Origin of the sequence: Pseudomonas sp. PSB11, from assembly GCF_014596605.1 — a bacterium.
Classification (GTDB): Bacteria; Pseudomonadota; Gammaproteobacteria; order Pseudomonadales; family Pseudomonadaceae; genus Aquipseudomonas; species Aquipseudomonas umsongensis.
On the sequence record NZ_NOIO01000002.1, the window covers coordinates 349111 to 375382 of the forward strand.

The 26272-nt window shown below is 60.6% G+C and carries 23 protein-coding genes and 3 pseudogenes; 10 read left to right on the forward strand and 16 right to left on the reverse strand.

Going from position 1 to position 26272, the window contains the following annotated elements; translation table 11 throughout:
* The first annotated feature begins 47 nt into the window (after positions 1 to 47).
* The 5 genes from CGA21_RS04620 (at position 48) to CGA21_RS04640 (ending at position 4866) form a co-directional block, all read left to right on the forward strand.
* The gene (locus tag CGA21_RS04620; RefSeq protein WP_188263641.1) at positions 48 to 371 is read left to right on the forward strand and encodes a PepSY domain-containing protein; all 324 of its coding nucleotides are present in this window, start codon (positions 48 to 50) and stop codon (positions 369 to 371) included.
* A 92-nt stretch (positions 372 to 463) separates the two neighbouring features.
* A complete protein-coding gene (locus CGA21_RS04625; RefSeq protein ID WP_188263642.1) occupies positions 464 to 934 on the forward strand; it encodes a DUF2271 domain-containing protein in 471 nt (156 codons plus the stop codon).
* A 25-nt stretch (positions 935 to 959) separates the two neighbouring features.
* Complete coding sequence (locus CGA21_RS04630; protein WP_188263643.1) at positions 960 to 3140, forward strand: PepSY domain-containing protein; 2181 nt, start codon at positions 960 to 962, stop codon at positions 3138 to 3140.
* Positions 3130 to 4095 carry an FAD:protein FMN transferase gene (locus tag CGA21_RS04635; RefSeq protein WP_188263688.1) on the forward strand — a complete coding sequence of 322 codons (966 nt, stop codon included), beginning with the start codon at positions 3130 to 3132 and terminating at the stop codon, positions 4093 to 4095. The genes CGA21_RS04630 and CGA21_RS04635 overlap by 11 nt, the downstream gene beginning before the upstream one ends.
* A 69-nt stretch (positions 4096 to 4164) precedes the next feature.
* Positions 4165 to 4866, forward strand: a complete 702-nt coding sequence (locus tag CGA21_RS04640) for a VIT family protein (RefSeq protein WP_188263644.1) — start codon at positions 4165 to 4167, stop codon at positions 4864 to 4866.
* Positions 4867 to 5038: 172 nt separating this feature from the next.
* Here CGA21_RS04640 and CGA21_RS04645 read toward each other — a convergent pair whose 3' ends face one another.
* The 6 genes and pseudogenes from CGA21_RS04645 to CGA21_RS04670 form a co-directional block, all read right to left on the reverse strand.
* Positions 5039 to 5446 carry an amino acid ABC transporter permease gene (locus CGA21_RS04645; protein ID WP_223193991.1) on the reverse strand — a complete coding sequence of 136 codons (408 nt, stop codon included), beginning with the start codon at positions 5444 to 5446 and terminating at the stop codon, positions 5039 to 5041.
* A 29-nt stretch (positions 5447 to 5475) separates the two neighbouring features.
* Positions 5476 to 5937 (reverse strand): annotated as a pseudogene (locus CGA21_RS04650) (transposase); the annotation flags it as partial.
* 145 nt (positions 5938 to 6082) lie between these two features.
* Positions 6083 to 7135, reverse strand: a complete 1053-nt coding sequence (locus CGA21_RS04655; RefSeq protein ID WP_084321206.1) for an SDR family oxidoreductase — start codon at positions 7133 to 7135, stop codon at positions 6083 to 6085.
* Positions 7136 to 7171: 36 nt separating this feature from the next.
* Positions 7172 to 7408 carry an SDR family oxidoreductase gene (locus CGA21_RS04660; RefSeq protein ID WP_177010335.1) on the reverse strand — a complete coding sequence of 79 codons (237 nt, stop codon included), beginning with the start codon at positions 7406 to 7408 and terminating at the stop codon, positions 7172 to 7174.
* 213 nt (positions 7409 to 7621) lie between these two features.
* Positions 7622 to 7983 (reverse strand): annotated as a pseudogene (locus CGA21_RS04665) (molybdopterin cofactor-binding domain-containing protein); the annotation flags it as partial.
* A gap of 126 nt (positions 7984 to 8109) precedes the next feature.
* Positions 8110 to 8952, reverse strand: a pseudogene (locus tag CGA21_RS04670) (LysR family transcriptional regulator); the annotation flags it as partial.
* A gap of 218 nt (positions 8953 to 9170) precedes the next feature.
* On the opposite strand from CGA21_RS04670, the gene gloA reads away from it, so the two are divergent.
* Both gloA and CGA21_RS04680 read left to right on the forward strand, forming a co-directional pair.
* Positions 9171 to 9566 carry a lactoylglutathione lyase gene (gene gloA, locus CGA21_RS04675; RefSeq protein ID WP_084321250.1) on the forward strand — a complete coding sequence of 132 codons (396 nt, stop codon included), beginning with the start codon at positions 9171 to 9173 and terminating at the stop codon, positions 9564 to 9566.
* 270 nt (positions 9567 to 9836) lie between these two features.
* Positions 9837 to 11177 carry a transposase gene (locus CGA21_RS04680; RefSeq protein WP_223194008.1) on the forward strand — a complete coding sequence of 447 codons (1341 nt, stop codon included), beginning with the start codon at positions 9837 to 9839 and terminating at the stop codon, positions 11175 to 11177.
* A 386-nt stretch (positions 11178 to 11563) separates the two neighbouring features.
* Here the strand turns inward: CGA21_RS04680 and CGA21_RS04685 are convergent, their stop codons facing one another.
* From CGA21_RS04685 to CGA21_RS04705, 5 genes are read right to left on the reverse strand one after another with little or no spacing between them, the layout of a single operon-like run.
* Positions 11564 to 12748, reverse strand: coding sequence for an acetyl-CoA C-acyltransferase (locus CGA21_RS04685; protein WP_188263646.1), 1185 nt, complete (start codon positions 12746 to 12748; stop codon positions 11564 to 11566).
* Positions 12745 to 13209, reverse strand: a complete 465-nt coding sequence (locus tag CGA21_RS04690) for an acyl-CoA thioesterase (RefSeq protein ID WP_110752331.1) — start codon at positions 13207 to 13209, stop codon at positions 12745 to 12747. The genes CGA21_RS04685 and CGA21_RS04690 overlap by 4 nt, the downstream gene beginning before the upstream one ends.
* Positions 13209 to 14372 (reverse strand): iron-containing alcohol dehydrogenase, encoded by a 1164-nt coding sequence (locus tag CGA21_RS04695; protein WP_188263647.1) that lies wholly within the window; start codon positions 14370 to 14372, stop codon positions 13209 to 13211. The genes CGA21_RS04690 and CGA21_RS04695 overlap by 1 nt, the downstream gene beginning before the upstream one ends.
* A 32-nt stretch (positions 14373 to 14404) precedes the next feature.
* A complete protein-coding gene (locus tag CGA21_RS04700) occupies positions 14405 to 16180 on the reverse strand; it encodes an acyl-CoA dehydrogenase C-terminal domain-containing protein (protein WP_188263648.1) in 1776 nt (591 codons plus the stop codon).
* Positions 16177 to 17415, reverse strand: coding sequence for a 3-hydroxyacyl-CoA dehydrogenase NAD-binding domain-containing protein (locus tag CGA21_RS04705; RefSeq protein WP_110752325.1), 1239 nt, complete (start codon positions 17413 to 17415; stop codon positions 16177 to 16179). Before CGA21_RS04705 ends, CGA21_RS04700 begins: the two co-directional genes overlap by 4 nt.
* Before the next feature lie 82 nt (positions 17416 to 17497).
* On the opposite strand from CGA21_RS04705, the gene CGA21_RS04710 reads away from it, so the two are divergent.
* Together CGA21_RS04710 and CGA21_RS04715 are read left to right on the forward strand one after the other, a co-directional pair.
* Positions 17498 to 18415, forward strand: a complete 918-nt coding sequence (locus CGA21_RS04710; protein WP_110752323.1) for a LysR family transcriptional regulator — start codon at positions 17498 to 17500, stop codon at positions 18413 to 18415.
* A 100-nt stretch (positions 18416 to 18515) separates the two neighbouring features.
* Positions 18516 to 20477 carry an alkyl/aryl-sulfatase gene (locus CGA21_RS04715; protein ID WP_110752321.1) on the forward strand — a complete coding sequence of 654 codons (1962 nt, stop codon included), beginning with the start codon at positions 18516 to 18518 and terminating at the stop codon, positions 20475 to 20477.
* Between the two features lie 18 nt (positions 20478 to 20495).
* On the opposite strand, the gene CGA21_RS04720 is transcribed toward CGA21_RS04715, so the two are convergent.
* The 3 genes from CGA21_RS04720 to CGA21_RS04730 are packed head-to-tail and all read right to left on the reverse strand — an operon-like array spanning position 20496 to position 22463.
* Positions 20496 to 20789: a DUF202 domain-containing protein gene (locus tag CGA21_RS04720; protein ID WP_110752319.1), complete on the reverse strand. Its 294-nt coding sequence runs from the start codon at positions 20787 to 20789 to the stop codon at positions 20496 to 20498.
* Complete coding sequence (locus CGA21_RS04725) at positions 20782 to 21168, reverse strand: YidH family protein (protein WP_110752317.1); 387 nt, start codon at positions 21166 to 21168, stop codon at positions 20782 to 20784. Before CGA21_RS04725 ends, CGA21_RS04720 begins: the two co-directional genes overlap by 8 nt.
* Positions 21168 to 22463, reverse strand: a complete 1296-nt coding sequence (locus CGA21_RS04730) for a DUF1329 domain-containing protein (protein ID WP_188263649.1) — start codon at positions 22461 to 22463, stop codon at positions 21168 to 21170. Before CGA21_RS04730 ends, CGA21_RS04725 begins: the two co-directional genes overlap by 1 nt.
* A gap of 288 nt (positions 22464 to 22751) precedes the next feature.
* Between CGA21_RS04730 and CGA21_RS04735 the strand changes: the two genes are divergently transcribed.
* Positions 22752 to 23705 carry a LysR family transcriptional regulator gene (locus tag CGA21_RS04735; RefSeq protein ID WP_188263650.1) on the forward strand — a complete coding sequence of 318 codons (954 nt, stop codon included), beginning with the start codon at positions 22752 to 22754 and terminating at the stop codon, positions 23703 to 23705.
* A 29-nt stretch (positions 23706 to 23734) separates the two neighbouring features.
* Here CGA21_RS04735 and CGA21_RS04740 read toward each other — a convergent pair whose 3' ends face one another.
* Positions 23735 to 24991 carry an MFS transporter gene (locus CGA21_RS04740; protein WP_110752311.1) on the reverse strand — a complete coding sequence of 419 codons (1257 nt, stop codon included), beginning with the start codon at positions 24989 to 24991 and terminating at the stop codon, positions 23735 to 23737.
* A gap of 109 nt (positions 24992 to 25100) precedes the next feature.
* Positions 25101 to 26264 (reverse strand): acyl-CoA dehydrogenase family protein, encoded by a 1164-nt coding sequence (locus tag CGA21_RS04745; protein WP_110752309.1) that lies wholly within the window; start codon positions 26262 to 26264, stop codon positions 25101 to 25103.
* Positions 26265 to 26272 lie beyond the last annotated feature (8 nt).

Here is a 26272-nt window from a genome sequence, read left to right on the forward strand (position 1 = left end):
GCTCCTTAGGGTATGCCACAGGCGCCGACCTCGGCAGGAGACAGATCATGAAAACAGGTTTTATTGCCAATGCCACGCTGTTGAGCCTGCTGCTCAGTGGTTACGCCCTGGCCGATGACGATTGCAGCGACCCGGTGAGCGACTGGCAACCGCGCGAAACCTTGCGTCAGCAGGTCGAGCGGCAATACGGCTGGAGCGTGCAACGCATCAAGGTCGAGGACGGTTGTTATGAGCTCAAGGGGCTGGATCGAAAAGGCAACGCCATCGAAGCCAGCTACTCACCGGCCTCGCTGCGTTTGCGCACACTCGAGATCCATTTCCGCGACGACGGCGATGCCAGGGATTACCTCGGCAGCCCGCTCACCGAATGACGCCTCACCTGTCGATGAGTTTTTCCTGCGTTTCAGGTTGCTGTCAGCAAGCAGGTCCAGGCTCTCGACCTAACGATCAAAGGGACACCCTCATGAAAAAGATCATCGCAGCCACCTGCCTTGCCGGCGCCATTGCCCTGCCGGGGCTGGCCCAGGCCCGTGAAGTGACCTTGACCACGCAGCTCAAGGACTACAGCGGCAATGATGCCTACCTGGCGATCTACGTCACCGACACCAATGGCCAATACCAGAAAACCCTCTGGGTGGCCGGCAAGAAGGCCAAATACTACAAACACCTGGGCGACTGGGCCCGTGGCAGCGGGATGAACCCGAGTGAGTTTGACGGGATCAGCGGCGCCAGTGTCGGCAGTGGGCGCACGCTCAAAGTCAGCGTCGAACTGGCAGACACCCTGATTGATGCCGGGTATCAGATCCGCATCGACAGCGCCGTCGAGGACAAACGTGACGCACGCGGCGATGTCAGCGCGCCGCTCACCTCCAAGGGCGCTGGCCAGCCGGTGGCCGGTAGCACCTATGTCGAGTCCTTTACTTACGATCTGTAGCACCTGCCCTTTCTGGAGGCTGAACATGCTTCGCCAGTCCCATTCCCTGCCCGGCCTGATCGCGGCCCTGTTGGTCATGCTGTTGGCCATCAGTGGCGCGATCCTGTCGGTCGACCCGGCGCTGGAACACTTGCACAGCACCGCCACCGCCACCGGGCAACTCAACGTCGGCCAATTGGCCGGACGTGTGGCCAATCACTTCCCGGGCGTGGAGCAGATCCAGCGCACCGCGTCCGGGACAGTCATCGTCTACTACAACCAGAACGGTCAGGCCGGGGTTGAAACGGTCGATCCACTGACCGGCGAAGGCCTGGCACCCTATGCACCCTCCGCGTTCACGCGTTGGGTGAAAGAGCTGCACCGCTCGATGCTCCTCGGCTCGCCAGGCCATGGAGTATCGGGTGTCGGCGCGCTGTTCATGTTGATGTTGTCGGTGTCTGGCGCGCTATTGCTCGCCCGGCGCCTGGGTGGCTGGCGCAACCTGCTGCGGCCGCTACGGGGCACTTTCAGCCAGCGCTGGCATGCTGAAGTCGGGCGACTGGCCTTGCTCGGGCTGCTGCTGTCGGCATTGAGCGGGCTCTATATGTCCGCCACCACGTTTGGGTTTATCGCCGACGGCAGTCAAAGTGAACCCGCCTTCCCCGCCCACGTCAGCGCCGGCCCGGCCTTGCCGGTGGCGAAGCTGCAAGCCTTACAGGCCACCGACCTGAACGACCTGCGCGAACTGGTCTACCCGAGCCCCGGCAACCCGCGCGATGTGTTTTCCCTGCGCACGGCCCAGGGCGACGGCTACTTGGATCAGGCCAGCGGCGCCTTGCTGTCCTATCAAGCCCACGACTCGATGCACAACCTATATGAATTGATCTATCAGTTGCACACCGGCGAAGGCCTCTGGTGGCTGGGCCTGCCGCTCGGACTCTGCGCCCTCGGCGTACCGGTGATGAGCGTGACCGGCATTCTGTTGTGGTGGCGCCGCCGAAAGGCTGACCCGAACATCCGTCACAACAGCCCTGCCCACTGTGCCGACAGCGTGATTCTGGTGGGCAGTGAAAACAACAGCACCTGGGGTTTTGCCAAAACCTTGCACGACGCCTTGCACCAGAGTGGCCATCAGGTGCACAGCGCGGCGATGAATGAATGGACGGGCGATTACCGCAATGCCCAACGGGTGTTAATCCTCACCGCGACCCACGGTGACGGCGATGCGCCCGCCTCGGCTTCGCAATTCCTGGCGCGGCTGGCCAAAACCGGCCTCAAGCCCGGCCTGCCCTTTGCGGTGCTGGGCATGGGCGACCGCCAGTTTGCGCAGTTCTGTCAGTACGCCCTTCAAGTGCAGGACGCCATGTTGCGGGCCGGTGGTTCGCCACTGCTGGGGCTAGAAACCGTCAACCGTCAATCCCCTCAGGAGTTTGCGCGCTGGGGCCACGCATTGGGCGACGTGTTGGGGCAGGAGCTGGCGCTGGTTCACACCCCGCAGCAGCCGCGTACCCAGCCATTGGAGCTGACAGAGCGGATTGCCTATGGCGAACAGGTAAATGCGCCAACCCACATATTGCGCTTCAAAGCCTGCGGCGAGCTGCCGGCCTTTCTGGCCGGCGACCTGGTCGGGATTGTGCCCCCGGGCAGCCCGATCCCGCGTTTCTACTCGCTGGCCAGCGGTTCCCAGGACGGCGTGCTGGAGATCTGTGTGCGTAAACACAACGGTGGCATATGCTCGCAATTCCTTCATGACCTGGACATCGGCGCATCGATCGAAGCGTTTATCCAACCCAACCCGCAATTTCGCCCGGCGTCGGGCACGCACCCGGTGATCCTGATCGGTGCCGGCACCGGCATCGGTCCTCTGGCCGGGTTTATCCGCAACAACAAGGCCCGACACCCGATGCACTTGTATTGGGGCGGGCGCAACCCGGCCTCGGATTTTCTCTACGAGCCGCAGCTCAACCAATACTTGTCGGACCGCCGCCTCACGGCATTGCGCGCCGCCTTCTCTCAGGTTCAGGACCGCAGCTATGTGCAAGACCGGCTGATCAGCGATGCCCTGGCCTTGCGCCGGCTGATTGAAAAAGGTGCCCAAGTGCTGGTGTGTGGCAGTCGCGAAATGGCCAAAGGCGTGATGCAGGCCCTTGATGAAGTGTTGGCGCCTCTCAACCTGAGTGTGCTGACCCTAAAGGCACAAGGACGCTACCGTGAAGATGTCTACTGAGTTGCAGCGCTACAGCTTGAACGGCGAAACCATGGGCACCCGCTTCACCGCCCTGTTTTATGCCGGGGCCGGGATCGATACCGACCAAGCTCGCCAGCGCCTGGCCCACGCCGTGGCCCGGGTGGACCAGCAAATGTCCACCTGGAAACCCGACTCGGACCTCAACCGCCTCAACGCTGCCCCCGAGCAGGAATGGGTGTCGGTGCCCAAGGAACTGGCCACGGTGCTGTCTGCTGCACTGCGCGTCAGTCAGCAATCCGGCGGCGCCTTCGACATCGCTGTCGGTGACCTGGTGAACGCCTGGGGCTTCGGCCCCGGGGAGCAGACAGTCACTGAGCAGGCGATCGGCACGATTGCGCCGAGGGCCCGGCTGTTGGCCAGCGCCGCATTGGTGGTTGAGCCACAACGCAATCAAGTGCGCAAACGCGCGCCGCTGAACCTTGACTTGAGTGGCATCGCCAAAGGTTTTGGCGTGGATGAACTGGCCCGTTGCCTTGAGGGTTTGGGCATCACCCGCTATCTGGTCGGCATCGATGGCGAGATGCGCGCCCGGGGCGTCAAACCTGACGGCCAGTGCTGGACCGTGGCCCTGGAGAAGCCCAAGCGGGGCGTGCGTGAAGTCATGGGCGTGATGGAACTCAGCGATGCCGCAATCGCGACTTCCGGGGACTATCGACACTGGGTCGACGTGGCCGGTCAGTCCTACACTCACACCATGAACCCGGCCACTGGCGCGCCGCTGTGCAACCCGCTCGCCGCAGTCACCGTGGTGGCAGCCTCGTGCATGCTCGCCGATGCCTGGGCCACGGCGCTGATGGTCCTGGGCGAAACCGAGGGCCCACGTCTGGCTCAGGAACGCGGCATGGACGCGTTGTTCGTGCTGCGCGAGGGTGAACACTTCAAAGAAATATCCATTGTCGGCGGCCAGTTGCAGGCGCAAATTGAACCCCGCTGACGCCGATTGCCGGCCCGCTCGGAACCCGTCCGACGTGAACCGCCCAATGACAGGGAGTCCTGTTAAACAATGAAATTCATGCACCGGCACACCGAGGCGCACCGAAGCGATCGTATCGGCTGGCTGCGCGCCGCCGTCCTTGGGGCCAACGACGGGATTGTCTCTACCGCCAGCCTGCTGATCGGCGTCGCGGCCGCCAACGCCAGCCATGCCACATTGCTGGTCACCGCAATGGCGGGGCTGATGGCCGGGGCCATGTCCATGGCCGCTGGCGAGTACATTTCCGTGCACTCCCAGGCTGATACCGAGCGGGCAGACCTGTCCCGCGAACGGGCAGAACTGGCCAGCGACCCGAATGCCGAGCACATCGAACTCGCCAACATCTACATGCATCGCGGCGTATCACCCGAACTGGCCCGTCAAGTGGCCGATCAGTTGATGGCCCATGACGCACTGGGCTCTCACGCCCGGGACGAGTTGGGCATCAGCGCCACTCTCACCGCCAAACCCTTGCAGGCCGCCCTCGCCTCCGCCGCCAGTTTCGTGGTGGGTGCCGCATTGCCGCTGGCGGTGACGTTTGTCGCGCCGGAGCACAGTGTGGTGCCCTGGATATCGGGCATGTCATTGGTGTTTCTCGGGACATTGGGCGCCATCGCCGCCAAGGCTGGTGGAGCCAAGGTCATCACCGGGGCCTGGCGGGTGACCTTCTGGGGGGCGCTGGCCATGGGCATTACGGCCCTGGTGGGGCACTTGTTTGGCGCGGTGGTCTAGCTGGACATGCGCTCTGGTTTTACCCCGGGGGTGGTGGGGTTCGGCATTGACTCGCCGGGCCTGCTCGGCCAGGTTCAAGGAAAGGCTGGCGCTTGCCTCGAATTGAACATTGCGCAAACCCCATTCTCAACCAGCACGGCTCACGCGGATTAAAACCCGGTGAGCCAAGGGCTCAATGCCTCGTCTTGCGCTCCAGCAAACGCACCCCCAGCGACAGCGGGTAGCACAACGCGAAGTAGATGGCGCCAACGAGGATGTAGATCTCCAGCGGCATGAAGTACACCGAGCTCAAATCCTGAGCCCGCAGCATCAAATCCGGCGCCGCGATCAGCGAGGCCACCGACGTGTCTTTCAACAGCGAGATCGCCACGCTACCAATCGGTGCCAACACGATACGTATCGCCTGGGGCAGCACCACCCAGCGCAACACTTTCAGGTGTGGCATGCCAATCGCCTTGGCCGCTTCGACTTGTCCCTTGGGCACGGCTTCAAGGCCCGAGCGATAGATCTCCGAGAGGTAGGCGGCGGCGTTCAATCCCAAGCCGATCATCGCCGCTTGATCGAACTCACACTGCGGCATGGCACCACGCCAGGCAGCGGTTACGGTTTCGCATCCGCCTTGATGATGCTGGCGTCCACGGCAAAGCCTTCGCCCTTGACCAGACCGGCGTCCATGCAGCGACGCAACACTTCATTGAACAACCAGCGAAACAGATCGCTGTCCCGAAAGCGGCCGTGTCGATTCTTGGAAAAGGTCGAGTGATTAGGGACTTCATCTTCAAGGCTCAACCGGCAGAACCAGCGATAGGCTAGGTTCAAATGGGCCTCTTCACACAGCCGCCGCTCGGAGCGAATGCCGTAGCAATAACCGACGATCAGCATGCGGATCATCAGCTCAGGGTCAATCGAAGGACGCCCAATCGGGCTATAGAAGTCGGCGAGGTAATGGCGCAGGTCGTTCAGATCGAGACACCGTTCAATGCTGCGCAGAAGGTGATTGGCTGGGATGTGATCTTCAAGGTTGAACGAGTAAAACAGCCGCTCCTGCCCACTCGATAACTGTCCCATCATGCTGCGTGCTTCCCTGCTGGCCGATACGAGGATTTTGCCGCAGGCCAAACAGGGGAGCTACTTTTTCAACAGAATCGGCCGATAGCAGCCACCTCCGTCGAAGCAGCAGCCACCAAGTCAAGATATTCAACCCATCGAAATCAACTCAAATACTTGGCAAGAATCCCTTCTCTGCCAACCACTTCAACGCATCAACCATGATCTCTTCGTTGTTCACCACTTCCGTGAAGCCCGCACGACGGATCTTGTTCATGTCCGAAATCATGTCGAATCCGGTGTTGAAGATAAAGTCACCGAACGGCCAGCCAACCAGCTTGTCATAGGGCAATGTGCTGAGCTCATGCTCAGTTGCCAGTCGCTCCCAGTCCTTGGCTTTACCGGGCATGTGCTTGGCGAGAGAAAACGGCTGAGGCGTGGCGACCTCCATGTTTAGCGCTTCGGCGATCTTGATCCAGATGCGTTCCCAGCGAAACGGCTCTCCTACCAGGTTGAAGGCTTCGTTACGGGCCGTGGGTGCGAGTGCGGCCCATAGGCTCGCGCGTGCCAGCCAATGCGCGTCGGTGAGTTGAGCAACGACCTCTCGATACGTGCGCATGGAGCCAGGGAAACGCAGTGGCACACCTGCCTGTTTGCTCAGCGCTGCGAAGACACCAATCACCATTGCGATGTTCATCGGGTTGCCGGCAATGTCGCCTACCACCACATCTGGCCTGAGGATGCTCCAATCCAGGCCGTCGCTGACCTGTCTTTCTCTGAGCAAATCCTCTTGGGCATAGTAGAAATTGGCAGCCACGTGGCGTGGGTCATCTTCATAGAATGGTGCGACGCTTGCGCCCAGGTGAACGCCATACACTTTTGCCCCCTGATAATGCACAACCCGCTGTAGCGGAGCACCGTTGGCCTTTAACCCGTCCAGAACGTTTCTAAGCATCACGGTGTTGATTTCAGACTCGCGCGCCAATTCAGGATCGGTCTGCAACGCCGCATAGAACACATGAGTGGTATCTGATGCGGCTTCGAGCGCTAACCGGGTTGCCTTAGCATCGCTTAGATCACAATCGATGGCCTCGACGCCCGGCAGGTTCGTTTTACGCAAAGCCCGCACGGACCATTCAGGCGCACTGAACAGCGTGTCGACCAAAGCGCTGCCGATGATCCCGCTGGAACCAACGACAAGTGCTACGTGTTTATCGCTCATTTCAAAATCCTCATGGTGAAGTGGAAAGGCTTAGCGTCAGGCAATGCGACCACCACCATCGACGTGGAGCACGGTGCCTTTGATGAAGCCATTTCCCATCATTGACAGCGCAGCGTCTGCAAGATCATCAGCTTGGCCGACCCGACCTACCGGAAGGCTACCCGCGACGCTTTCGAGAAGACCTTGATGATCCTCGCGGCTCAGGAAGTCCCGAGTCGGGGTGTCGACGACACCTGGCGAGACGACGTTGACCCGTATCGGCTTGATCTCCAATGCTTCACTGGGTGCGTCGGACGCGCACCCTATAGAGCACCGGCTCACTAAAAAAGGCTCAGATCAAATATAAAAAACAGTATCAGATTGGCGCCGTTGGCTGACTTTGCCTTCTCGACTCGAGGCAATTTCTCGGCCAATTTCATCCACCACCACCACCACCACCACCACTGCATCGCGTTCGCCATACTGGAAATTGGCACGTCCTGCACTGAACCCTTCCTCGCGACTCCAAATTAGTTTCACCGGACGCCCCACTGCCTTGGACAAATTGATGGCCTGCGGGTACGGGCTGGCGGAATCGTACAGAAAATGCCGCCCGAAGAATCCACCCACCAGCGGCGAATGCAATGTGATGCGGGAAAGCTCCAGACCAGTGCGTTTGACTATGTCCGCACGGAACATGTCCGGCGCTTGATTCGGCAGCCAGACCTCCTGCGAACCGTCCGGATTGAATTTGGCCAGCGCAGAAGGCGGTTCCAACTGCCCGTGGTTCAGGTATTGGTTGTGGTAAGTGGCGTCGACCCGGGTCTTGGCATTGACAAGAATCGCAGCAACGCCCCTTGGTTTTCGTCAGGAAGGTATTCGCTGGTTTCTGCTAAACAACGTATCTTTTACGTGCGGGGTACCCTTTACCGTCCACCATGATCAGCACCAGCGCGGCTTTTTGGACTCGGTAACGACCAATTGCTCTGAATATCAATTATCTCGATGAAGTTTTTTATTAAGGGCGACTGCTGACTTTTTCGCCAGACGAAATAGATATCGCTCGAGTCCAGGCCAGGCACATGATCGGCCTGAAATGTATCCGCTTGGCTAGCGTAACGGTCGACATAACTTTCCGGCACACAGGCGAAGCCTAACCCTTCTGCTATACATGCAAAAATACTCGGATACGACTCGATTTCCAGAATCGCCCGAGGCTGGATGCCGTTGCTTTCAAGCCAGTTGTCAACCTGGTGTCTGTAGTGACAGGTGCGACCAAATACATACAGTTCAAGTCCAGCCAGGCCTTCGGGGGTGGGCGAGGAGAAAGCCTTCGGTACCACTCTCAGTAAGCGTTCACGAAAGGCTAAGCGGCTTTCAAGCAACGGATGCTCGATTGGGCCATCAGTGAGGATCAGATCAAGCTCGCCATCGATCAAAAGTCGCTCCAGGTGTAACGAGTGCTCCGGACGGATGTGGAGATCTACCCCCGGCGCCTCAAGACGGTACCGCACGAGACGCTGGGGTAGATGATTAGCCAGCGCTACATCCAGCGCCCCGACTCGAAGCACACCATTAATGGAATCGGTCGAAAAAAGCGAACGTGTTTCAGCCGCGAGATCGACGAGCAATTTTGCGTTGCGGTAGACCAGTCTACCTTCGGGTGTAACCAGCAACCGGTTTTTTTCTCGGTTGAACAGGACGACACCCAGCTGGTTTTCAAGCTCTCGTAGCCTTGTTGTGATGTTCGAGGGTACGCAATTCAGCTGTACGGCGGCGGCGGCTATTGTGCCGTGCTCTACGACGGCGCAAAAAAAACCGAGCTGTGAAAGCTTCAAGACATTTTCCTTTTGTGATGGCACTGCTCACTTTTTGTCACTTTTAGTGAATCCAGTGTAAGCTTAACATCGGCCTCGCAAAGGCATCCAATGACCTTAATCTTCTGGCCTCAAGGGCTCGCGATAGATAGGGCGTGGACGCACGGCTTTCGTCTCTGTTAGAGAAAGCCTTCTAAGAGATGTCGGCCTTGCGGGCCGATGCTGCAGCGGAGAAACTAATGCGCATCCTACATACCATGCTACGCGTAGTAGATCTGGATAAAACCATTCACTTCTACACCAAAGTGCTCGGCATGAGCCTTTTGAGACGGAAAGACTATCCGGAGGGCAAATTCACCCTTGCTTTCCTCGGGTATGGCCCGGAGACAGAATCTGCCGTCTTGGAACTGACGCGAAATTGGGGACAGGATAGCTATGAACTTGGCGATGCTTATGGGCATGTCGCTATCGAGGTTGAGGATGCAGAAGCGGTGTGCAACCGCGCAGCAATTCTGGGTTATCGCGTTCCTCGGCCAGCAGGTGTCATGAAACATGGACGCACGATAATCGCTTTCATTGAAGATCCCAACGGGTACAAAGTCGAGCTGATTCAAAAAGGCACACAATTCGACTAACCGGGTTTTGGCATGCCGGTTCGGTTCTAAATCGCTCCTTTTGGATCAAGATTTCACAACGAATCGAAGACGAGGGTGCAGCGTAACCGTCCGGCGAAGTCACCTACCCGACTTCAGCGCTAAAGGCGATGTTCTCCACTTAATGATCGGCTGTAATCGGCCGATTCTGTTGAAAAAGTAGCTCCCTGGCTGGCCTCCAGCAAAATTTCGGCATTGGCCAGCAGGGATGCACGCAGCATGATGGGACAGGTATCGAGTGGGCAGGCTTGACTGTTTTACTCGTTCAACCTTGAAGATCACATCCCCGCCAATCACCTTCTGCGTAGCATTGATCGGTGTCTCGATCTGAGCGACTTGCGCCATTACCTCGCCGATTTTTACAGCCCGATTGGGCGTCCGTCGATTGATCCCGAACTGATGATCCGCATGCTGATCGTGGGCTATTGCTACGGCATTCGCTCAGAGCGTCGGCTGTGCGAAGAGGCCCATTTGAACCTGGCGTATCGCTGGTTCTGCAGGTTGAGCCTTGAAGATGAAGTCCCCAACCACTCGACCTTTTCCAAAAATAGACACGGCCGTTTTCGGGACAGCGATCTGTTTCGCTGGCTGTTCAATGAAGTGCTGCGTCGTTGCATGGACGCCGGCCTGGTCAAGGGCGAAGGCTTTGCCGTGGACGCCAGCATCATCAAAGCGGATGCGAGTCGACAGCGCGGTGTACCGGGTGATGAACAGGTCAACTGGAGCGATCCAGCCCTGAGCACCCGCGCTGTGCGCGAGTACCTTGAAGCTCTCGATGAAGAAGCTCTGGCCGAAACGCTACCGAAGCGCCTATCGCTGACTGATCCTCAAGCCCGCTGGACCGCTGCTCCAGGTGGCCCAGCATTCTACGCTTACTCTACGAATTATCTGATCGATACCGAGCACGGCGTGATCATGGATGTGGAACCCACACCGGCTCATCGAACCGCAGAAGTCGAGAGCACCAAGACGATGATCGATCGGGTCGAAGCGCAGTTCGACATCAAGCCGGAACGCTTGATTGGCGACACCGCTTACGGTACCGCGCCGATGCTGGCCTGGATGGTAGAGGAAAAGGACATCGAGCCGCATGTGCCGGTGTGGGACAAAACCGAGCGTAAGAACGACAGTTTTTCGAGCAACGATTTCCACTGGAATGAAGAGGCTGAGGAATACCGCTGTCCGGCCGGCAATGCATTACGTAGCGAATGGCGAGCCTTCAAGAACGAGCGTTCGCACGTCACCAAAGCCAACACCATCATCTTCCGATCCAGGCAGACCGACTGCGCGACGTGTCCGATGAAAGCCAAGTGCTGCCCGAACACTGCGTTTCGCAAGATCGCCCGCAGCGTCCATGAAGCTGCTCGTGATGTGGCTCGGCGCATCGCAGCGACACCTGCGTACGTGCGCTCTCGCCACGAACGTAAGAAGGTCGAAATGTTGTTTGCCCACCTCAAGCGCATCCTGAAATTGGATCGCTTGCGACTACGTGGCATGAGTGGCGCGACCGATGAGTTTACGCTGGCGGCCGCGGTACAGAACCTGCGGCGTCTGGCCAAACTTGCATCTCAAGGGCCACCTGCTACGGGATAGGTGCGCCTGCACGAAGCAAAAAACCTCAAACTAACCCAATAACAGAGCAGCAAAGGTCAACGAAGGGCCGAGAAACCACTCAATGTGGTGAGTAGGTTCTCCGCTAAAGGCCGTGCCTGAGTTCAGGCGAGCTGAAAATCCGACTTTTTCAACAGAATCGGCCAGAAGCAGTCCTTCTAATGCGTCTACAGAATCAGGACCGATTCACCGTGTACCCATTTCTTTTTTCAATTCCCGTTGCCGTCACAGCGCATGCCCATAGGCTATGGTTTTAGTGGGCTGCGAAGAACAAAAAAGCCGATCTAACTGACCGGCTTTTCTGCTGACACTCGGAAGGTTTTTCTGAACGTCAGCCTGCACGCTGCCAATCCATATTCGGGCTTCGGTTACAACACCTCGAACAATCCCGCCGCTCCCATCCCGCCGCCCACACACATCGTCACCACCACGAACTTCACCCCGCGTCGCTTTCCCTCCAGCAATGCATGACCAACCATACGCGCCCCGCTCATGCCGTAGGGATGCCCGATGGAAATCGCACCGCCATTGACGTTCAGTTTCATTGGGTCGATGCCCAATCGCTCGGCGCAGTACAGCACCTGGCAGGCGAACGCTTCGTTGAGCTCCCACAAGCCGATGTCGTCCACCGTCAAACCGTGTTCACGCAGCAAACGAGGCACCGCCAGTACCGGTCCGATCCCCATTTCTTCCGGCGCCAGACCGACCACGGCGATGCCGCGATAAAGCCCTAACGGTGTGCTCCCCAGTCGAGCCGCCAAACTCCCTTCCAGCAATACACAGGCACTGGCGCCATCGGACAACTGGCTGGCGTTGCCCGCCGTGACACAGCCACCCTCCACCACCGGTTTCAGCGCTTGCAGATCCGCCAGTACGGTATTGGGGCGATTGCCTTCGTCCGCAGAAAGCCGGACGTCCTGATAGCTGACCGCGCCTCTTTCCTTATCGACGACCCGCTTGCGCGTAGAGACTGGAATGATTTCGTCGGCGAACAGTCCAGCCGCCTGAGCGGCAGCAGTACGTCGCTGTGATTGCAGCGCGTAGGTGTCCTGCGACTCACGGCTGATGCCATACCGTCGCGCCACGTACTCGGCCGTCTGCAGCATCGGCATGTAGGCGTGTTCGCTCATGCGCAGCACATTGGCGTCGTAGGCCTCGCTCGCCAATTGGTTGTGGGCATGCTGGACCAGACTGATCTGTTCCTGTCCGGCGCCAACGGTCGCCAGCATGCCGTCGACCATGATTTGCTTGGCGGCAATGGCAATGGCCATCAGACCCGATGCGCACTGGCGGTCGATGGTCTGTCCGCTCACTGAGACAGGCAGCCCGGCCGCCAACGCCGACAGGCGCGCCGGGTTGATTGCCGCCGTACCGCTTTGCATGGCGGTACCCAGCACAAGATCCTCGATCTGCGCAGGTTCGATGCCGGCGCGCTCGACGGCGGCGCGGATGGCAATGGCGGTCATGCTCGGCGTCTTCAAGTCGTTGAATGCACCGCGCATCGCCTTGGCGATCGGCGTGCGGGCAGTGGCTACGATGACGGCGTCCTTCATGTTTGCAATTCCTTGTTCGGGGAAGATAAGCCGTCACAAAGCCATTTATTCAAGGCCCCGCGCAGCTCTTCGGGAATGGGCACCGAGCGGCGATCATGCCGGTTGACGAAAACGTGTACGAAGCGTCCCAGCGCACTGGCCAGGTCGTGACCATCGGCAAATACCGCTAGCTGGTAGGACACCGAGCTGTTACCCAGCCGGGTCACCGACAGACCGACCTCGATGAGTTGTGGAAAGGCGACCGGCGCGAAGTAATCGCAGCTTGAGTTCACCACCAGGCCGATGACCGGTCCGTGGTGGATATCCAACCCGCCTCGTTCGATCAGCAGACGATTCACCGCAGTGTCGAAAAAGCTGTAGTAGACGACGTTGTTCACATGTCCATAAACGTCGTTGTCATGCCAGCGGGTAGCGATCGTCGTGAAGTGCCGGTAGCTGTCGCGTTGTCTCGGGTGGCTCATCAATATGCCGCCTCATAGATCGCCAGGGCGTCGGCTTCGCTGACTTCACGCGGATTGTTCACCAGCAGGCGTTGCTGTTGCATCGCGTCCGCCGCCAGTCGAGCCAGGCTTTCTTTGGTGACTGCGGTATCGCGCAGGCGGTCTGGCAGCCCGCAACGGGGACCCAGTTGCGCCAGTTCTGCAACGAACTGTTCGGCCTGGTCACGATGCCCCCCCGCCTTCAAGCGCTCGCCCAGAATCACCGGCGCCAACTCGGCATAGTCCGCCGTCGCGACGGGCAGGTTGAATCGCAGCACGTGGGGCAAAACCAGCGCATTCGCCAACCCATGGGGAATGTGGAAATGCCCGCCCAACGGATAGGCCAGCGCATGCACCGCCGCAACCGGCGCATTGGCAAACGCTTGGCCCGCAAGACAGGCGCCGAGCAGCATGTCCTGACGAGCAGCCAGATTGCTGCCCTCATGCACCGCCTGGTGCAGATTGCCGGACAACAGCCGCAGCGCCTCGCGAGCCAGCAGGCTCGACAGAGGATTGCGCTTGAGTTTGCTGGTGTAGGCCTCGATCGCATGCACCATGGCATCGATTCCCGTCGCGGCTGTCACGGCCGGCGGCAGACCCAATGTGCAGGCGGCATCCAGCACTGCCAGATCCGGCAGCAGCAATGGCGAGACCACGCCCAGCTTGCTGGTGTCGCCGGTGGTGACGATCGCGATCGGCGTGACCTCCGAACCGGTCCCCGCAGTTGTTGGCACCTGGATCAGCGGCAGACGTCGCCCGCGCACCTTGTCGACGCCGTACAACTCGGCGATAGACTGCGCGCAATCGGGACTGGCCAGCAACGCGACCAATTTGGCGACGTCCATCGAGCTGCCACCGCCGAAACCTACAATAAGGTCCGCGCCGATATGCTGCGCGCGTTGCGTGGCGGCCAGCACACACGCCTGACTCGGGTCGGCCGATACCTCGCTGAAAATCGCCACAGCGACCTGCGCCTCGGTAAAGCCGGGCAACACGTCATCCAACAGTCCCAGCCGGACGATCCCCGGATCGGTGACGATCAATACACGCTGCGCTCCACGCTCGCGGCAAAGGCCGGCCAGACGCCGGACCGAGCCGGCTTCGCAGAGAATCTGCGCGGTGGTAGCAAAGCTGAATGGCTGCATGGCAGCGCCTCCTTATTATTGTGGGTCTGCAATCAACACGCGAAGTCGCAGGCCGGCACGGCCATCAGGCAGTCAGCGCCGCCGAGCAACGCCTCGCGATGAGCCGTGGCGCGCGGCAATACGCGGCGCCAGTAAAAATCGGCAGCGTGCAGCTTGGCTTGGTAGAACGCTGTTTCGCTGCTGCCATTGGCCAACTCGGTGCTGGCTCGCAGCGCCGCCTGTAACCAGAAACCCGCCAGCAGGACGTAGGCCGAATAGGCGAGAAAATCCACCGAGACTGCGCCGATTTCCTGCGGCTCTCGCTGGCAGGCTTCGATGATGGAAGCGCCGAGTGCGCGCCATTCTTCGAGTCGTCGGGCGACTGCGACCGCCATCCCCTGCAGTTCGACGTGAGCGCCGGCCGCATCGACGTGCCGGCCAAACTCTTCGATCAGCGCGTTCAGCTCCGTACCACCGTCGCCAAGCAGTTTGCGGCGAACCAGGTCCAGCGCCTGAATGCCATTGGTTCCTTCATAGAGCTGGGTGATACGGCTGTCGCGCATCAGTTGCTCCATGCCCCACTCCCGGATGTAGCCATGGCCGCCATACAGCTGCACGCCAAGGCTCGCGACTTCCTGACCGACATCGGTGAAGAACGCCTTGACGATGGGGATCAGCAGCGCGGCGCGACGGGAGGCCGCGCGCCGGGTCTCAGGCTCCTGCGCTGCGTGTTCGAGGTCCAGTTGCCGCGCCGTGTAGATGCCCAGCATCCGACAGCCTTCGGTAAGGGTTTTCTGGGTGAGCAACATGCGTCGCACATCGGGGTGGACGATGATCGGATCAGCCGGCTTATCCGGCGCCACGGCACCGGTCAGCGAACGCGATTGCAAGCGTTCGCGGGCGTAGCTCAAACCACCCTGGAACGCAGCCTCGGCGATACCCAAGCCTTGCAGGCCGACCTGGAAACGCGCGTCGTTCATCATGGTGAACATGCAGGCCAGTCCTTGATTGGCCTCGCCGATCAGCCAGCCTCGCGCACCGTCGAAATTCATCACGCAGGTGGAAGCGCCCTTGATGCCCATCTTGTGCTCCAGCGCACCACAGCTCAGGGCATTTCGCCGACCATCTGGCAACACCTTGGGCACCAGGAACAGACTGATGCCCTTGACCCCTGCCGGTGCATCGGGCAAGCGGGCCAGTACCAGATGAATGATGTTGTCCGTCAGGTCCTGCTCGCCGCCGCTGATGAAAATCTTGCTGCCGGTAATCTCGAAGCTGCCATCGACATCGGGCTGGGCGCGAGTGCGCAACAAGGCAAGGTCGGTGCCGGCCTGGGGCTCGGTGAGACACATGGTTCCAGTCCACTGCCCGCTGACCATCTTGCCCAACCAGGCTTGCTTGAGCGCTTCGCTGCCATGGCGATGCAACGCCAGCACCGCACCTTCGGTGAGCCCCGAATAGATGCGAAAGGACAACGACGCCGCCATCAGCATTTCATGGAAACTGGCCGACGCCATTTGCGGCAGACCCTGCCCCCCGAACTCCATGGGGCCGGTCATGCTCGCCCAGCCGTTGTCGACGTACTGACCATAGGCCTCCTTGAAGCCGTCCGGGGTGCGGACATCGCCACCCGAAAGCTGACAACCCTGTTCATCGCTATTGCGGTTGAGCGGTGCGATCACTTCGCCGGCAAAACGCGCCGCTTCTTCCAGAATGCCATCGAGCGTGTCGCGGTCCAGGTCGATGCCCAGTTGTTCGCAGTGACCCGAGACGTCAAACAGTTCGTGCAGAACAAAACGCACCTCTCGCAACGGAGCCTGATAGTTCATGCCAGTTCCCCCGCCACTTCGCCGAAATGCTTGTTGCGGATGCTCAATTGGTCGATCAGCGCTGCGGGGCACCAGTGCTCGCCCAGCACCTGCTGCAAGCGTTCGAGGCGAGCGCCAATTGCGTTAATCCCTTGCGAATCTGCCCAAGTCATCGGCCCGCCGATCTCGGCGGGAAAACCGTAGCCATTGATCCAGACCTGATCGATGTCATGACTGTTGGCAGCGATGCCCTCTTCAAGAATTTTCGCGCCTTCGTTGACCAGCGCGAGCAGGCAACGTTCGAGAATTTCCTGCGGTTCTATGACGCGGCGGCGATAGCCCAGGCCCTGGGAAACCTTGAGCACAAGCGCATCGACCTGCGGATCATGCTCCGCCTTGCGACTTCCGGGAGCGTATCGGTAGTAACCCTCGCCGGTCTTCTGTCCCAGGCGACCGAGCTCACACAGAGCATTGTCGATTTGCACCAAGGGTGCCTCCATGCCCTGACCGGCCAGTTGACGGGCGCGCCACTCCAGATCGATGCCGACCACGTCATACATGCGAAACGGTCCCATGGCGAAACCGAATTGCTGCAACGCCTCATCCACTTCGTGCGGCAACGCGCCTTCAAGCAGGAGCTTGCGTGCTTCAGCGACGTAGCTGCGCAGCATGCGGTTGCCAATGAAGCCCGGGCAATTGCCGGCGATTACCGCCACCTTGCCGATGCGCTGGCCCAGGGCCTGCGCCACTTGCAGCACCGCGCTCTGGGTGTGCTTGCCGCGCACGATTTCCAGCAGTTTCATGATGTGAGCCGGGCTGAAAAAGTGCAGGCCCAAGACCTGCGATGCGCGGCCAGTCACGGCGGCGATGCTGTCGATATCCAGTGCAGAGGTATTGCTGGCCAGAATCGCCTGCGGCTTCAGATGAGCATCCAGTTCGCGGAAGATCGCCTGCTTGATTTCCAGGTTCTCATAAACCGCTTCGATCGCAATGTCGGCGTCGGCCAGGCTGGCGTAATCGGCCACCGCCCGCACACGGCGCAGATTGTCGTCAGCCTGGGCCTGGGTGATGCGTTGTTTATCGACTTGCTGCGCCCAGGTCTGCTGGATCATGGTCAGGCCCGCGTCGAGGGTGGCGGCATTGCTTTCCAGCCACAACACCGACAACCCGGCACTGGCGAGGCTGACAACAATGCCCCGGCCCATGGTGCCGGCACCAATGACGGCGACCTGCTGGATTTCAAAAGAGTTACTCACGCGCGGCGCTCCTGCTTTTGTGAAAAAAAGAACAGCCGTCACACTAAGCAGGCATCAAGTATTTTTGAAATTTCATTTTTACATGCCATATATTCCGTGCATGAATACATTGAACTTCGATCTGAATCTGCTGCGGGTCTTCGACATGCTCCTTCGCGAGCAGAACGTTTCCCGTGCAGCCGAGCGTCTGTCTCTGACTCAACCGACCGTCAGCAACGCCCTGGCGCGCTTGCGGGATCAACTGGGCGACCCGCTGCTGGTGCGCGTCGGACGTCGCATGCGCCCTACCCCCAGGGCGCTGGCGCTGGAAGGGCCAATCCGCGCAGCGTTGCAGCAGATCGAGCAGACCCTGGTCATCGGCGATGCCTTCGAACCGCAACACAGCCAACGCCAGCTACGCATTGCCGTCACCGACTTCGTCGAGCAGATGTGCATGCCGCCCTTGCTGGCACATCTTCAGCTACAAGCGCCATTGCTGCGTATCGATGTCGCGCACCTGACACCGGACCTGCCGGCCGAAGCACTGGATCGCGGCGAACTCGACCTGGTGCTAGGCCGTTTCGATGACGTGCCGGCACGCTTTGGCCGGCATCTGTGGCGCCGCGAGACGTTGCGGGTCGCGGTGCGCCAAGGCCACCCGGAAATGGGCAACGGCTTGACCCTGGACGCGTTTCTGCGGATGCGCCACCTGTGGGTGCATGGCGGTCAGACCCGAGGCATGGTCGATCAATGGCTGGCCGAGCAAAATCTCGCACGGCAGATCGTCTATACCACACCCAACTACCTGCAGGCCGCCCATCTAGTGGCGGCCACGGATCTGTGCGCCGTGCTGCCGATGACGCTGGCGCAACAGTTCGCCACGCTGCTGCCCCTTGAATTGTTTGAATTGCCTTTTGCGCTGGAGCCCTTCGAACTGGAACTGGTGCACCTGACGCATCGTCAGCATGACCCTGCGCTGGGGTGGCTGGTGGAGCAAATCATGACGATTGGAGCCACTTGAGCCATCGCGCAACGCGATAGCCACCATGCCGCTCTGGTATTGGATGCCGTCCGACGTGCTCCTTAGAGTGGATCGCCTCAACAATAACAAGGACCCTTCCATGCGCTTCAAACAGCCCTTGCTGGCACTTGCCCTGCTGGCCCCGATCGGCGCTTTCGCCGCGACGCCGGCCAAAGACGCAACCGACGTCACCCGTCACAACAACCAGGCGTGGCTGCAAAGGCTGCCCTTCTCCGATACGGCAGACTTCGAAGCGGCAAGGCGCGGCCTGATCGAACGCTACGACGGTGTCATTGCCAACGCAGACGGCAAGACAGTCTGGGACCTGAGTCAATACGCTTTCCTGAACCAGCAGAGCGCACCTGCCACTGTCAATCCCAGTCTGTGGCGCATGGCTCAGCTCAACACCATTGCCGGTTTGTTCCAGGTCACGGAGGGCATCTATCAGATTCGTGGCCTGGACCTGGCGAACATGACCATCGTCGAAGGTGACAGTGGGTTGATCATTCTCGACCCGTTGTTTTCGGTCGAAACCGCCAGGGCCGGTCTTGAGCTGTATTTCAAACACCGTCCACGCAAGCCCGTCACGACGGTGATCTACACGCATCCCCACGTCGATCATTTTGGTGGCGTGCGAGGGGTGATCGATGAGGCCGATGTCAAGGCCGGCAAGGTCCAGGTCATCGCGCCACAAGGCTTCTTCGAACACGCCATCGGCGAAAACGTGCTGGCGGGACCGGCGATGAAGCGTCGCGCGCAATACATGTACGGCGCGCCCCTGCCCCGCAGTGACCGCGGTCAGGTAGACGCCGGGCTGGGCAAGGGTGTGCCGGTAGACGCGACCGTCAGCCTCATCGCGCCAACTCGGGAAATTGCTCAGCCGCTGGAGCGCCTGACGCTGGACGGTATCGAGGTCGAGTTCCAGATGACCCCCGGTACCGAGGCGCCGGCAGAGATGAACATCTATTTTCCTCGTTTCAAGGCTCTGTGCATGGCGGAGAACGCCACTCATGTGCAGCACAACGTGCTCACTTTGCGCGGCGCTCTGGTGCGGGACCCGAAGATCTGGGCGCATTATCTGGACCAGTCACTGGTGCGCTACGGCGATCAGGCCGACGTGGTTTTCGCCCAGCATCACTGGCCCACCTGGGGCGGTGCGCAGATACGCGATTACCTCGCCGACCAGCGCGACATGTACGCCTTCATCGACAGCCAGACCCTGCGCCTAATCAATCAGGGCCTCACACCCATGGAAGTCGCCGATACCCTGACCTCCCTGCCGCCGCGACTGGCAAGCAAGTGGTACAACCGTGATTATTACGGTTCGCTGAGTCACAACGTGCGTGCGGTGTACCAGCGTTACATGGGCTTTTACGACGGCAACCCGGCGAACCTCGATCCGCTGACACCGCAGGCAGCCGGCAAGCGTTACGTCGCAGCCATGGGTGGCGCCGAAAAGGTGCTGAGCCAGGCGCGCAAGGCCTTCGGCGAGGGGGATTATCGCTGGGTGGCGCAACTGACCAATCACCTGGTATTCGCCGAACCGGACAACAGCGAGGCGCGCCACTTGCAGGCCGATGCGCTGGAGCAGATGGGCTACCAGAGCGAGAACGCCACTTGGCGCAACGCCTACCTCAGCGGCGCTCAGGAACTGCGCGACGGTGTGGCCGCGGCGACCGGCAGCGGCGGCAATGTCGATGACATGGTGCGCGCACTGACGCCGACGCTGTTCTTCGACTATCTGGGGGGGCGCGTAGATGCGCTCAAAGCCAGCGACAGCGACCTGACTATCAACTGGCGGTTTACCGACCTCGACCAGGACTACGCCCTGACCCTGCGAAATGGCGTGCTCACCCATCGAGATCTGACTCGGCATGAGCAGGCCGACGTCGAGATCAGCATGAGCAAGTCCACTCTGGACCGGATCGCGCTGAAGCAGACGGGTTTTCTGAAAGAAGCGACGGTGGGCGATATCACCATCAAGGGTGAAAAGGTGAAATTCCTACGCTTCATGGGTGGCCTTGAAGACGCTGATGCACGATTCAATATCGTGACGCCCTGAGTGGCTGCGGGCGGCGCTTCAGGCGCCGCTCAACAACGCGAGCATCGCGCTGACACTTAGCAGGCAAACCACCGCACCCAATGCGAAGATCGTCCAGGGTGCCGGAACCGCGCGTTCGACCTGCAACATAGCCAACCCCTGTCGATACCGACGCCCCTGCCTGGCAAGCAGTATCAACGCCGCGACGACCCCCATCCCCGTGGGCAGCGGATCGCCCAACCGTCCGGCAAGCATCACCACGGCAATCAGCGCCAGGAGAGTACGTCGCCAGGCCAGTTCCGTGCGCTCGGCCTGCAACCCCGGATCACCCATGCCAGTGCCGCCAGAGCACGCCGCTGACCAACACCGTGGCGACTACACAGCCCATTGCCAGTGACGGTGCCAGCGCCGGCAAAGGCAGTGCTCGACGCTGGCGCAGCGCACGCTCGACCCGCAGCCAGCGTACGCACGCACCCGCGCTGACCATCAGGCTCAGTATCAGCAGACTGACCGCCATGACCATTCGCAACCGCGCCTCGAACACCTGGGCCGTGAGGGCCTCGATGGCGATCCCGCCTCCGAGCAAGGCCAGCGACGTGCGAATCCAGGCGAGAAAGGTGCGCTCGTTGGCCAGTGTGAATCGCGGATCGGGCGACTCTCCCGGGCCAAGCAGAATGTCAGTCAAGCCACGGCGCTTTGGCGGCATCGCCATCAGCGCACTCCAAAGCTGCGCAAGGCGCCCGGCGAGAAATACGAGAGGCTCGTGGGCAGGTTGAAGACATAAGGCATGCGCTGTTCATTGATCAGGCCCGAAACGTGAAAACGACCGCTCTTCAAGTCATAGGTTGCCTCCATGGCATTGACCGCCGCCTCGCCACCGGGGTGATAAAAACTGTGCGCACCCGTGGTACGCCAAAGCGTTCCCTGTTGATCGTAAAGGTCGGCCTCGAGAATCGCCCAGGTGTCTTCGTCGATGTAATAACGGCGCTTGCCGTAAATGTGATGGGTGCCGGGTTTGAGGGTCGCGATCACCTCCCACACCCTGTGCAGTTCGTAGCGGGTAGGCACGGGGTCGACGTGTCCCGGGCGGATCAACTCGCTGTAACGCAGATCAGGTGATGCCAGGCGATAGCTGTTGTAGGGCACGTGCAGCAACTTCTTGCCCACCAACTGCCAGTCATAACGATCCGGCGCGCCATTGAACATGTCGCGACTATCCGCGGTGCGCAGCCCGCCCGTTCCGGGTCCGGTGGTGTCGTAGGCAATACCGGGCGCTCGCCTGACCCGACGCTGGCTCGAACTATAGATCCAGGACAGGCGCGGCTCGGCGACCTGGTCGAGTGTTTCATGCACCACCATCGCATCGCCGGCGAGCCGCGACGGCGCCGTCATGCGATAGGTGAAGTAGTAAAGAATATTGTCGGCCCCCGCCCCCGGCAGTCCGTCCGGGCGGGCCAATTCCTGACGTGCGCTCATCAGGGTGAAGCGGCCGTTGCCCACTGGTGTGACACTGTCGGAGACCAGGCTGTAACTGGCGTTGCGGTTACGCGTCAGATGGTTCCAGATCACTTCAAGACCATTATGCGGCACGGGGAAAGCGACGGCCCCGGCAAACCCGCGAAGCCCATTGCCCTGATCCGCCAACTGCGCATGTGCGGCATTGCGCGCGGCCGAAGCGGCGAGCGGCGCGGAGATCGGGACACTGCGATGGGTGGGATAGACCGGCAGTTTCATCGTCTGGGGAAAACGCTTGAGTAAAGCGATTTGCCCGGCCGTCAGTTGGCCCTCGTAATGTTGGTAATTTTGCGCGGTGATTTCGTACAGCGGGCGCTCCCCGGCATAAGGATCGACCGGCGTGCCGTTGCGTTCCAGTCGCTGCTGAGCGGAAGTGAGCCCGCCCTGCCAGGCCGGAATTCGCCCGTCAGGGGAAGCACCGCGTTCTGCGCCTATGGGCGTCAGATCCGGGGGCAATTGGCCCGTGGCCAGCGCGCCGGTGGCACACGTCATTGCAAACAGCAGACAGCAGGAGACGGGCCTCAGGGACGGACGGAATACACCTCGATTGCGGGTTGTCATCACTCTTAACCTCTTATTGTGTTTATCAGAGAGTGAACAGCTGGAGGTCCCGGCGGATACCGTTGAAAAGGCTGCCGGGACAGGTGGCAAATCATTCTTTTCGAGTGGTCGGATAGCCTCTGGATGTGTATCAATGGATACTAAGTAGGCCCCTGGGGCCCGACAAATAGCGTCTTCAGATAGTTGCCATAGCACTTCGGCATAGCCAGAGATTTGCCCATGACTTTGAAACAGCTGCGTTACCTGATCGCCATTGCCGAAGCTGGAAGCTTCTCCAATGCCGCACGCCGGGCGTTCATCGCCCAGCCTGCCCTGAGCCGCCAAATCGGTTTATTGGAAAGCGAACTGGATATGCAACTGCTGGCCCGTCAGCATGATGGCATTGAGTTGACCGATGCAGGACGGCAGCTGTACGAAGTGGCGCGGTCGGTGATCCAACAGATCGATTCGGTGAAGGACGAGCTCAAGTCGAGTCGCGGCAACCCGATGGGTCACGTTTCGATTTCCATTCCGGCCACCGCGTCCGCGCTGTTGTTGCCGCCCATCATCACCCAGGCACAGGCCAAGTTTCCGGGAATCAAACTCACGGTATGGGATGGCTTGAGTCGCGAAGGCGGTCAGGCGATTGAACTGGGCAAAGTGGATTTCGGCGTCGTGCCCAACGCCGAAGAGCTGGATCATGTCATTGCCGAGCCGGTCTTCACTGAAGACCTGTATTGGGTCGGCACCCCTGCCCTTGAGTCGGACGACTCGCCGATAACGCTTGCCGAAGCGGCGGCCACGCGGCTGGTGATGCCACCGCGTGCCCTGCACCTGCGTCGGCGGATCGAGCAATCGGCGATGGAGGCCGGAGTGACGCTCGATTCGAGCTATGAGCAGCAGTCGGCGCCGGGCATCAGCAGCCTGGTGCGTGCAGGCCTTGCGGCAACCATCAGCAACTGGCCACCGCTTACCGAACTGCTGCAACCGATCTCGGCACGACTGATCGTGGAACCACGGATCACCCGCACCATTTCCCTGGCCCATTCGCAGCACAAACCGCTGTCGTTCGCGGCTACCTGCATGCGCGACTTGGTGCGCGGGCTCTTGATCGAGGCGGTGCGCGATGACCGCTGGAAAGGCAGTCTGATCGAACGTACGCTGGAGGAAGAGCGGAACACGAGCGATCAGTAAGGGCGCCGCATCGCGCAGCGCCCGGCGTTTCAATTGACCCGAGGCTGCGCGACACCGACGACATTTCGCAGCCGCTCGCGGGTTTTCTGCGGATCCATCCACCACAACCCGATCAGCCCCGCCACCACCAGCACCGCGCCGCAGACCAGAAACCCCTCGCCATAACCGGCCGGATGCTCGGCACCGGCGCCCTGCACCAGGATTCCGGTGACCACCGGTGCCGACAGACCGGCCAGCGAGGCGATGCCATTGCCGATCGCCAGAATTCCCGCGCGCTGGCTGCCCGGCGTGAACTCGGCGAGCATGGCCGGCCCCACCGAGTACATCACCAGCGCCAGACCGCCGCTGAATGTCAGGCAGACGATCCGTTCAATGCTCGATAGCCCCGGTAGAAACAGCGCAGCGCTGAGCAGACCGCTGGCGATCAGACAAAACGAAACGAAAGCGCCTCGCGACCATCGCGTCGCCATGCCGCCGCGCATCAGGCGCTGCGAAAGCCAGGCCATGAATAGGCTCAGCGGCGTGGTGACGACCACAAACAACACGAACACACGGCCGGTCATGATCGGATCGATACCCAGGCCGTTTTCCAGATAACTCGGCACCCAGGTCAGGGTCAGCGCCAATGACCAGTTGGCCGCGAAATGGCACAGGTAATTACTCAGCACCGTGCTGTCAGTAAGCAACTTTCGATAAGGCACACGCTCGTCATCCTGCTTCAACTGGCCAGGGCGAATACGATCGAGCGTGCCTTCGCGTCCCAGCAGCCACCACAGCACGCACCACACCGCGCCGATGGCGGCCAGCACGATGAAGTTCATGCGCCAGCCGTAATGCACGCTGACCCAGGGGATCATCGCGCCGGCGACCAGCAGGCCGAAGGCACTGCCGGTATGCAATAGCGCCACCGGCAGGTTGCGTCGGTCATTGGGAAACCACTTGTACAGGGCGTGGGTCGCCACCGGCGACGCCGGCCCCTCGCCTATGCCCAGCAGCACGCGACAGGCCACGATGGCCCACAAGGATGTAACAAACAGCATCGGCAACTGGATCAACGCCCAAAACGCGCCCATGCCCAAGAGCAGCGTGCGGGTCGGCCGGCGATTGGCCATGAAGCCACCGACCACTGCGGAAATAGCGAAGAACCAGTGCAAGGCGCCGCCCACCAGGCCGAACTCGGTCGGTGACAGGCCAAGCTCTTTGGACATCGGCACTGCGACCAGGCCGATGACCACCTTGTCGAGGAAGTTGACCAGCATCAGCAGTGCCAGCAGTACCGCAACCATCCAGGCCGTGCCTGAACGTCCGGGGGTGTCAGAGTGAGTCATGGTTGTCTCTCGTTATTGTTTTTGTCTGAGCGTCCGGCCAGTTGCAACCGGACGTGCGGCGGCACTGCTAGCCAGGCATCAGAACGCCTTTGGCAATGGTATTGCGCTGAATTTCACTGGTACCGGTCAGGATGCGCATCATGCGGGTCGCGCGGAAGATCCACTCCACCGCATTGCCGCGCAGCAGCCCCGCACCACCGTGAATCTGCACCGCCCGGTCGGCGATACGGAATGCGGTCTCCGAGACGAACAGCTTGCACATCGGTGCCTGCGTACGGATATCGCCGCCTGCGTCGTTCACCGCTGCGGTCGCATAGACCATGCTGCGCGCAGCATGCAGTTCCGTCGCCATGTCGGCAATCATGTGGTTGATCGACTGGAACATTGCGATCGGCTGGCCGAACTGCTTGCGCGTGCGGGCGTAATCAATCGACAGGTTCAAAGCCAACCCTGCCAGGCCCAGCATCGTCGGGCAATGCAGCAGACGATTGAGCGTGATGCGTCCCATCGCCAGCTTGAACCCCAGCCCCTCCTCACCAATCCGGTTGGCCACCGGCACCCGGACGTCGTCCAGGAAAATATCGCCGTGAGCACCACCACCGGACATCACAGAGTAGTCGCTTTCGATCCGCACACCTGACGCCTTGAGATCTACGAAGAATGCCGAGATGCCCTGGGCGCCGCCACCCGGTCCGGTGACCGCCAGCAGCACCGCGATATCGGCATAGGGAGCACCCGAGATGAAGCGCTTGCTGCCGTTGAGGACGTAATCGTCGCCGTCGCGACGGGCATGGGTCTTGATCGCCGTGGCGTCGGAACCTGCCTCACTCTCGGTCAGCGCGAAACATACGGCTTTCTCAGCCCGGCATACCGGTTGCAGAAAAGCCTCTACCTGGAAAGGGCTCGCCACCTTGAACAGATGGCCAACGCGCGGCGGCCCGGATAACTCTCCGAGGATATGCGGCGCCAGCATGGAGCCAGTCAGCACGGTGGCTTCTTTCACCGCGCACAGATCCGAAACATTGAGCCCGGCGCCGCCAATGGCCTCGGGCAGCATGATGTTGTAGAAACCCTGCTCGCAGGAACGCTTCCAGACCTCCTTGAGCACTTCGTGCGGATGCGGCTCGGCCCAGCTCAGGCCTGCGCGCTGTTCCAGGGGCAGGACTTCGTCGCGAACGAAGCCACCGATGGCCTCGATGATCTGGCTGGCCTTTTCACTTGGCTGGTACATGGTGATCT

Excerpts from the sequence above, each read along its gene's own strand:
- CGA21_RS04710 (WP_110752323.1), top strand. The coding sequence starts at position 17,498 with ATGCCATATATTCCGTGCATGAATACATTGAACTTCGATCTGAATCTG.
- CGA21_RS04720 (WP_110752319.1), bottom strand. The coding sequence starts at position 20,789 with ATGGGTGATCCGGGGTTGCAGGCCGAGCGCACGGAACTGGCCTGGCGA.
- CGA21_RS04725 (WP_110752317.1), bottom strand. The coding sequence starts at position 21,168 with ATGGCGATGCCGCCAAAGCGCCGTGGCTTGACTGACATTCTGCTTGGC.
- CGA21_RS04695 (WP_188263647.1), bottom strand. The coding sequence starts at position 14,372 with ATGCAGCCATTCAGCTTTGCTACCACCGCGCAGATTCTCTGCGAAGCC.
- CGA21_RS04715 (WP_110752321.1), top strand. The coding sequence starts at position 18,516 with ATGCGCTTCAAACAGCCCTTGCTGGCACTTGCCCTGCTGGCCCCGATC.
- gloA (WP_084321250.1), top strand. The coding sequence starts at position 9,171 with ATGCGCATCCTACATACCATGCTACGCGTAGTAGATCTGGATAAAACC.
- CGA21_RS04645 (WP_223193991.1), bottom strand. The coding sequence starts at position 5,446 with ATGCCGCAGTGTGAGTTCGATCAAGCGGCGATGATCGGCTTGGGATTG.
- CGA21_RS04655 (WP_084321206.1), bottom strand. The coding sequence starts at position 7,135 with ATGAGCGATAAACACGTAGCACTTGTCGTTGGTTCCAGCGGGATCATC.
- CGA21_RS04745 (WP_110752309.1), bottom strand. The coding sequence starts at position 26,264 with ATGTACCAGCCAAGTGAAAAGGCCAGCCAGATCATCGAGGCCATCGGT.
- CGA21_RS04740 (WP_110752311.1), bottom strand. The coding sequence starts at position 24,991 with ATGGTTGCGGTACTGCTGGCACTGCTGATGCTGGTCAACTTCCTCGAC.
- CGA21_RS04630 (WP_188263643.1), top strand. The coding sequence starts at position 960 with ATGCTTCGCCAGTCCCATTCCCTGCCCGGCCTGATCGCGGCCCTGTTG.
- CGA21_RS04690 (WP_110752331.1), bottom strand. The coding sequence starts at position 13,209 with ATGAGCCACCCGAGACAACGCGACAGCTACCGGCACTTCACGACGATC.
- CGA21_RS04640 (WP_188263644.1), top strand. The coding sequence starts at position 4,165 with ATGAAATTCATGCACCGGCACACCGAGGCGCACCGAAGCGATCGTATC.
- CGA21_RS04685 (WP_188263646.1), bottom strand. The coding sequence starts at position 12,748 with ATGAAGGACGCCGTCATCGTAGCCACTGCCCGCACGCCGATCGCCAAG.
- CGA21_RS04635 (WP_188263688.1), top strand. The coding sequence starts at position 3,130 with ATGTCTACTGAGTTGCAGCGCTACAGCTTGAACGGCGAAACCATGGGC.
- CGA21_RS04620 (WP_188263641.1), top strand. The coding sequence starts at position 48 with ATGAAAACAGGTTTTATTGCCAATGCCACGCTGTTGAGCCTGCTGCTC.
- CGA21_RS04730 (WP_188263649.1), bottom strand. The coding sequence starts at position 22,463 with ATGACGTGTGCCACCGGCGCGCTGGCCACGGGCCAATTGCCCCCGGAT.
- CGA21_RS04735 (WP_188263650.1), top strand. The coding sequence starts at position 22,752 with ATGACTTTGAAACAGCTGCGTTACCTGATCGCCATTGCCGAAGCTGGA.
- CGA21_RS04625 (WP_188263642.1), top strand. The coding sequence starts at position 464 with ATGAAAAAGATCATCGCAGCCACCTGCCTTGCCGGCGCCATTGCCCTG.
- CGA21_RS04700 (WP_188263648.1), bottom strand. The coding sequence starts at position 16,180 with ATGAACTATCAGGCTCCGTTGCGAGAGGTGCGTTTTGTTCTGCACGAA.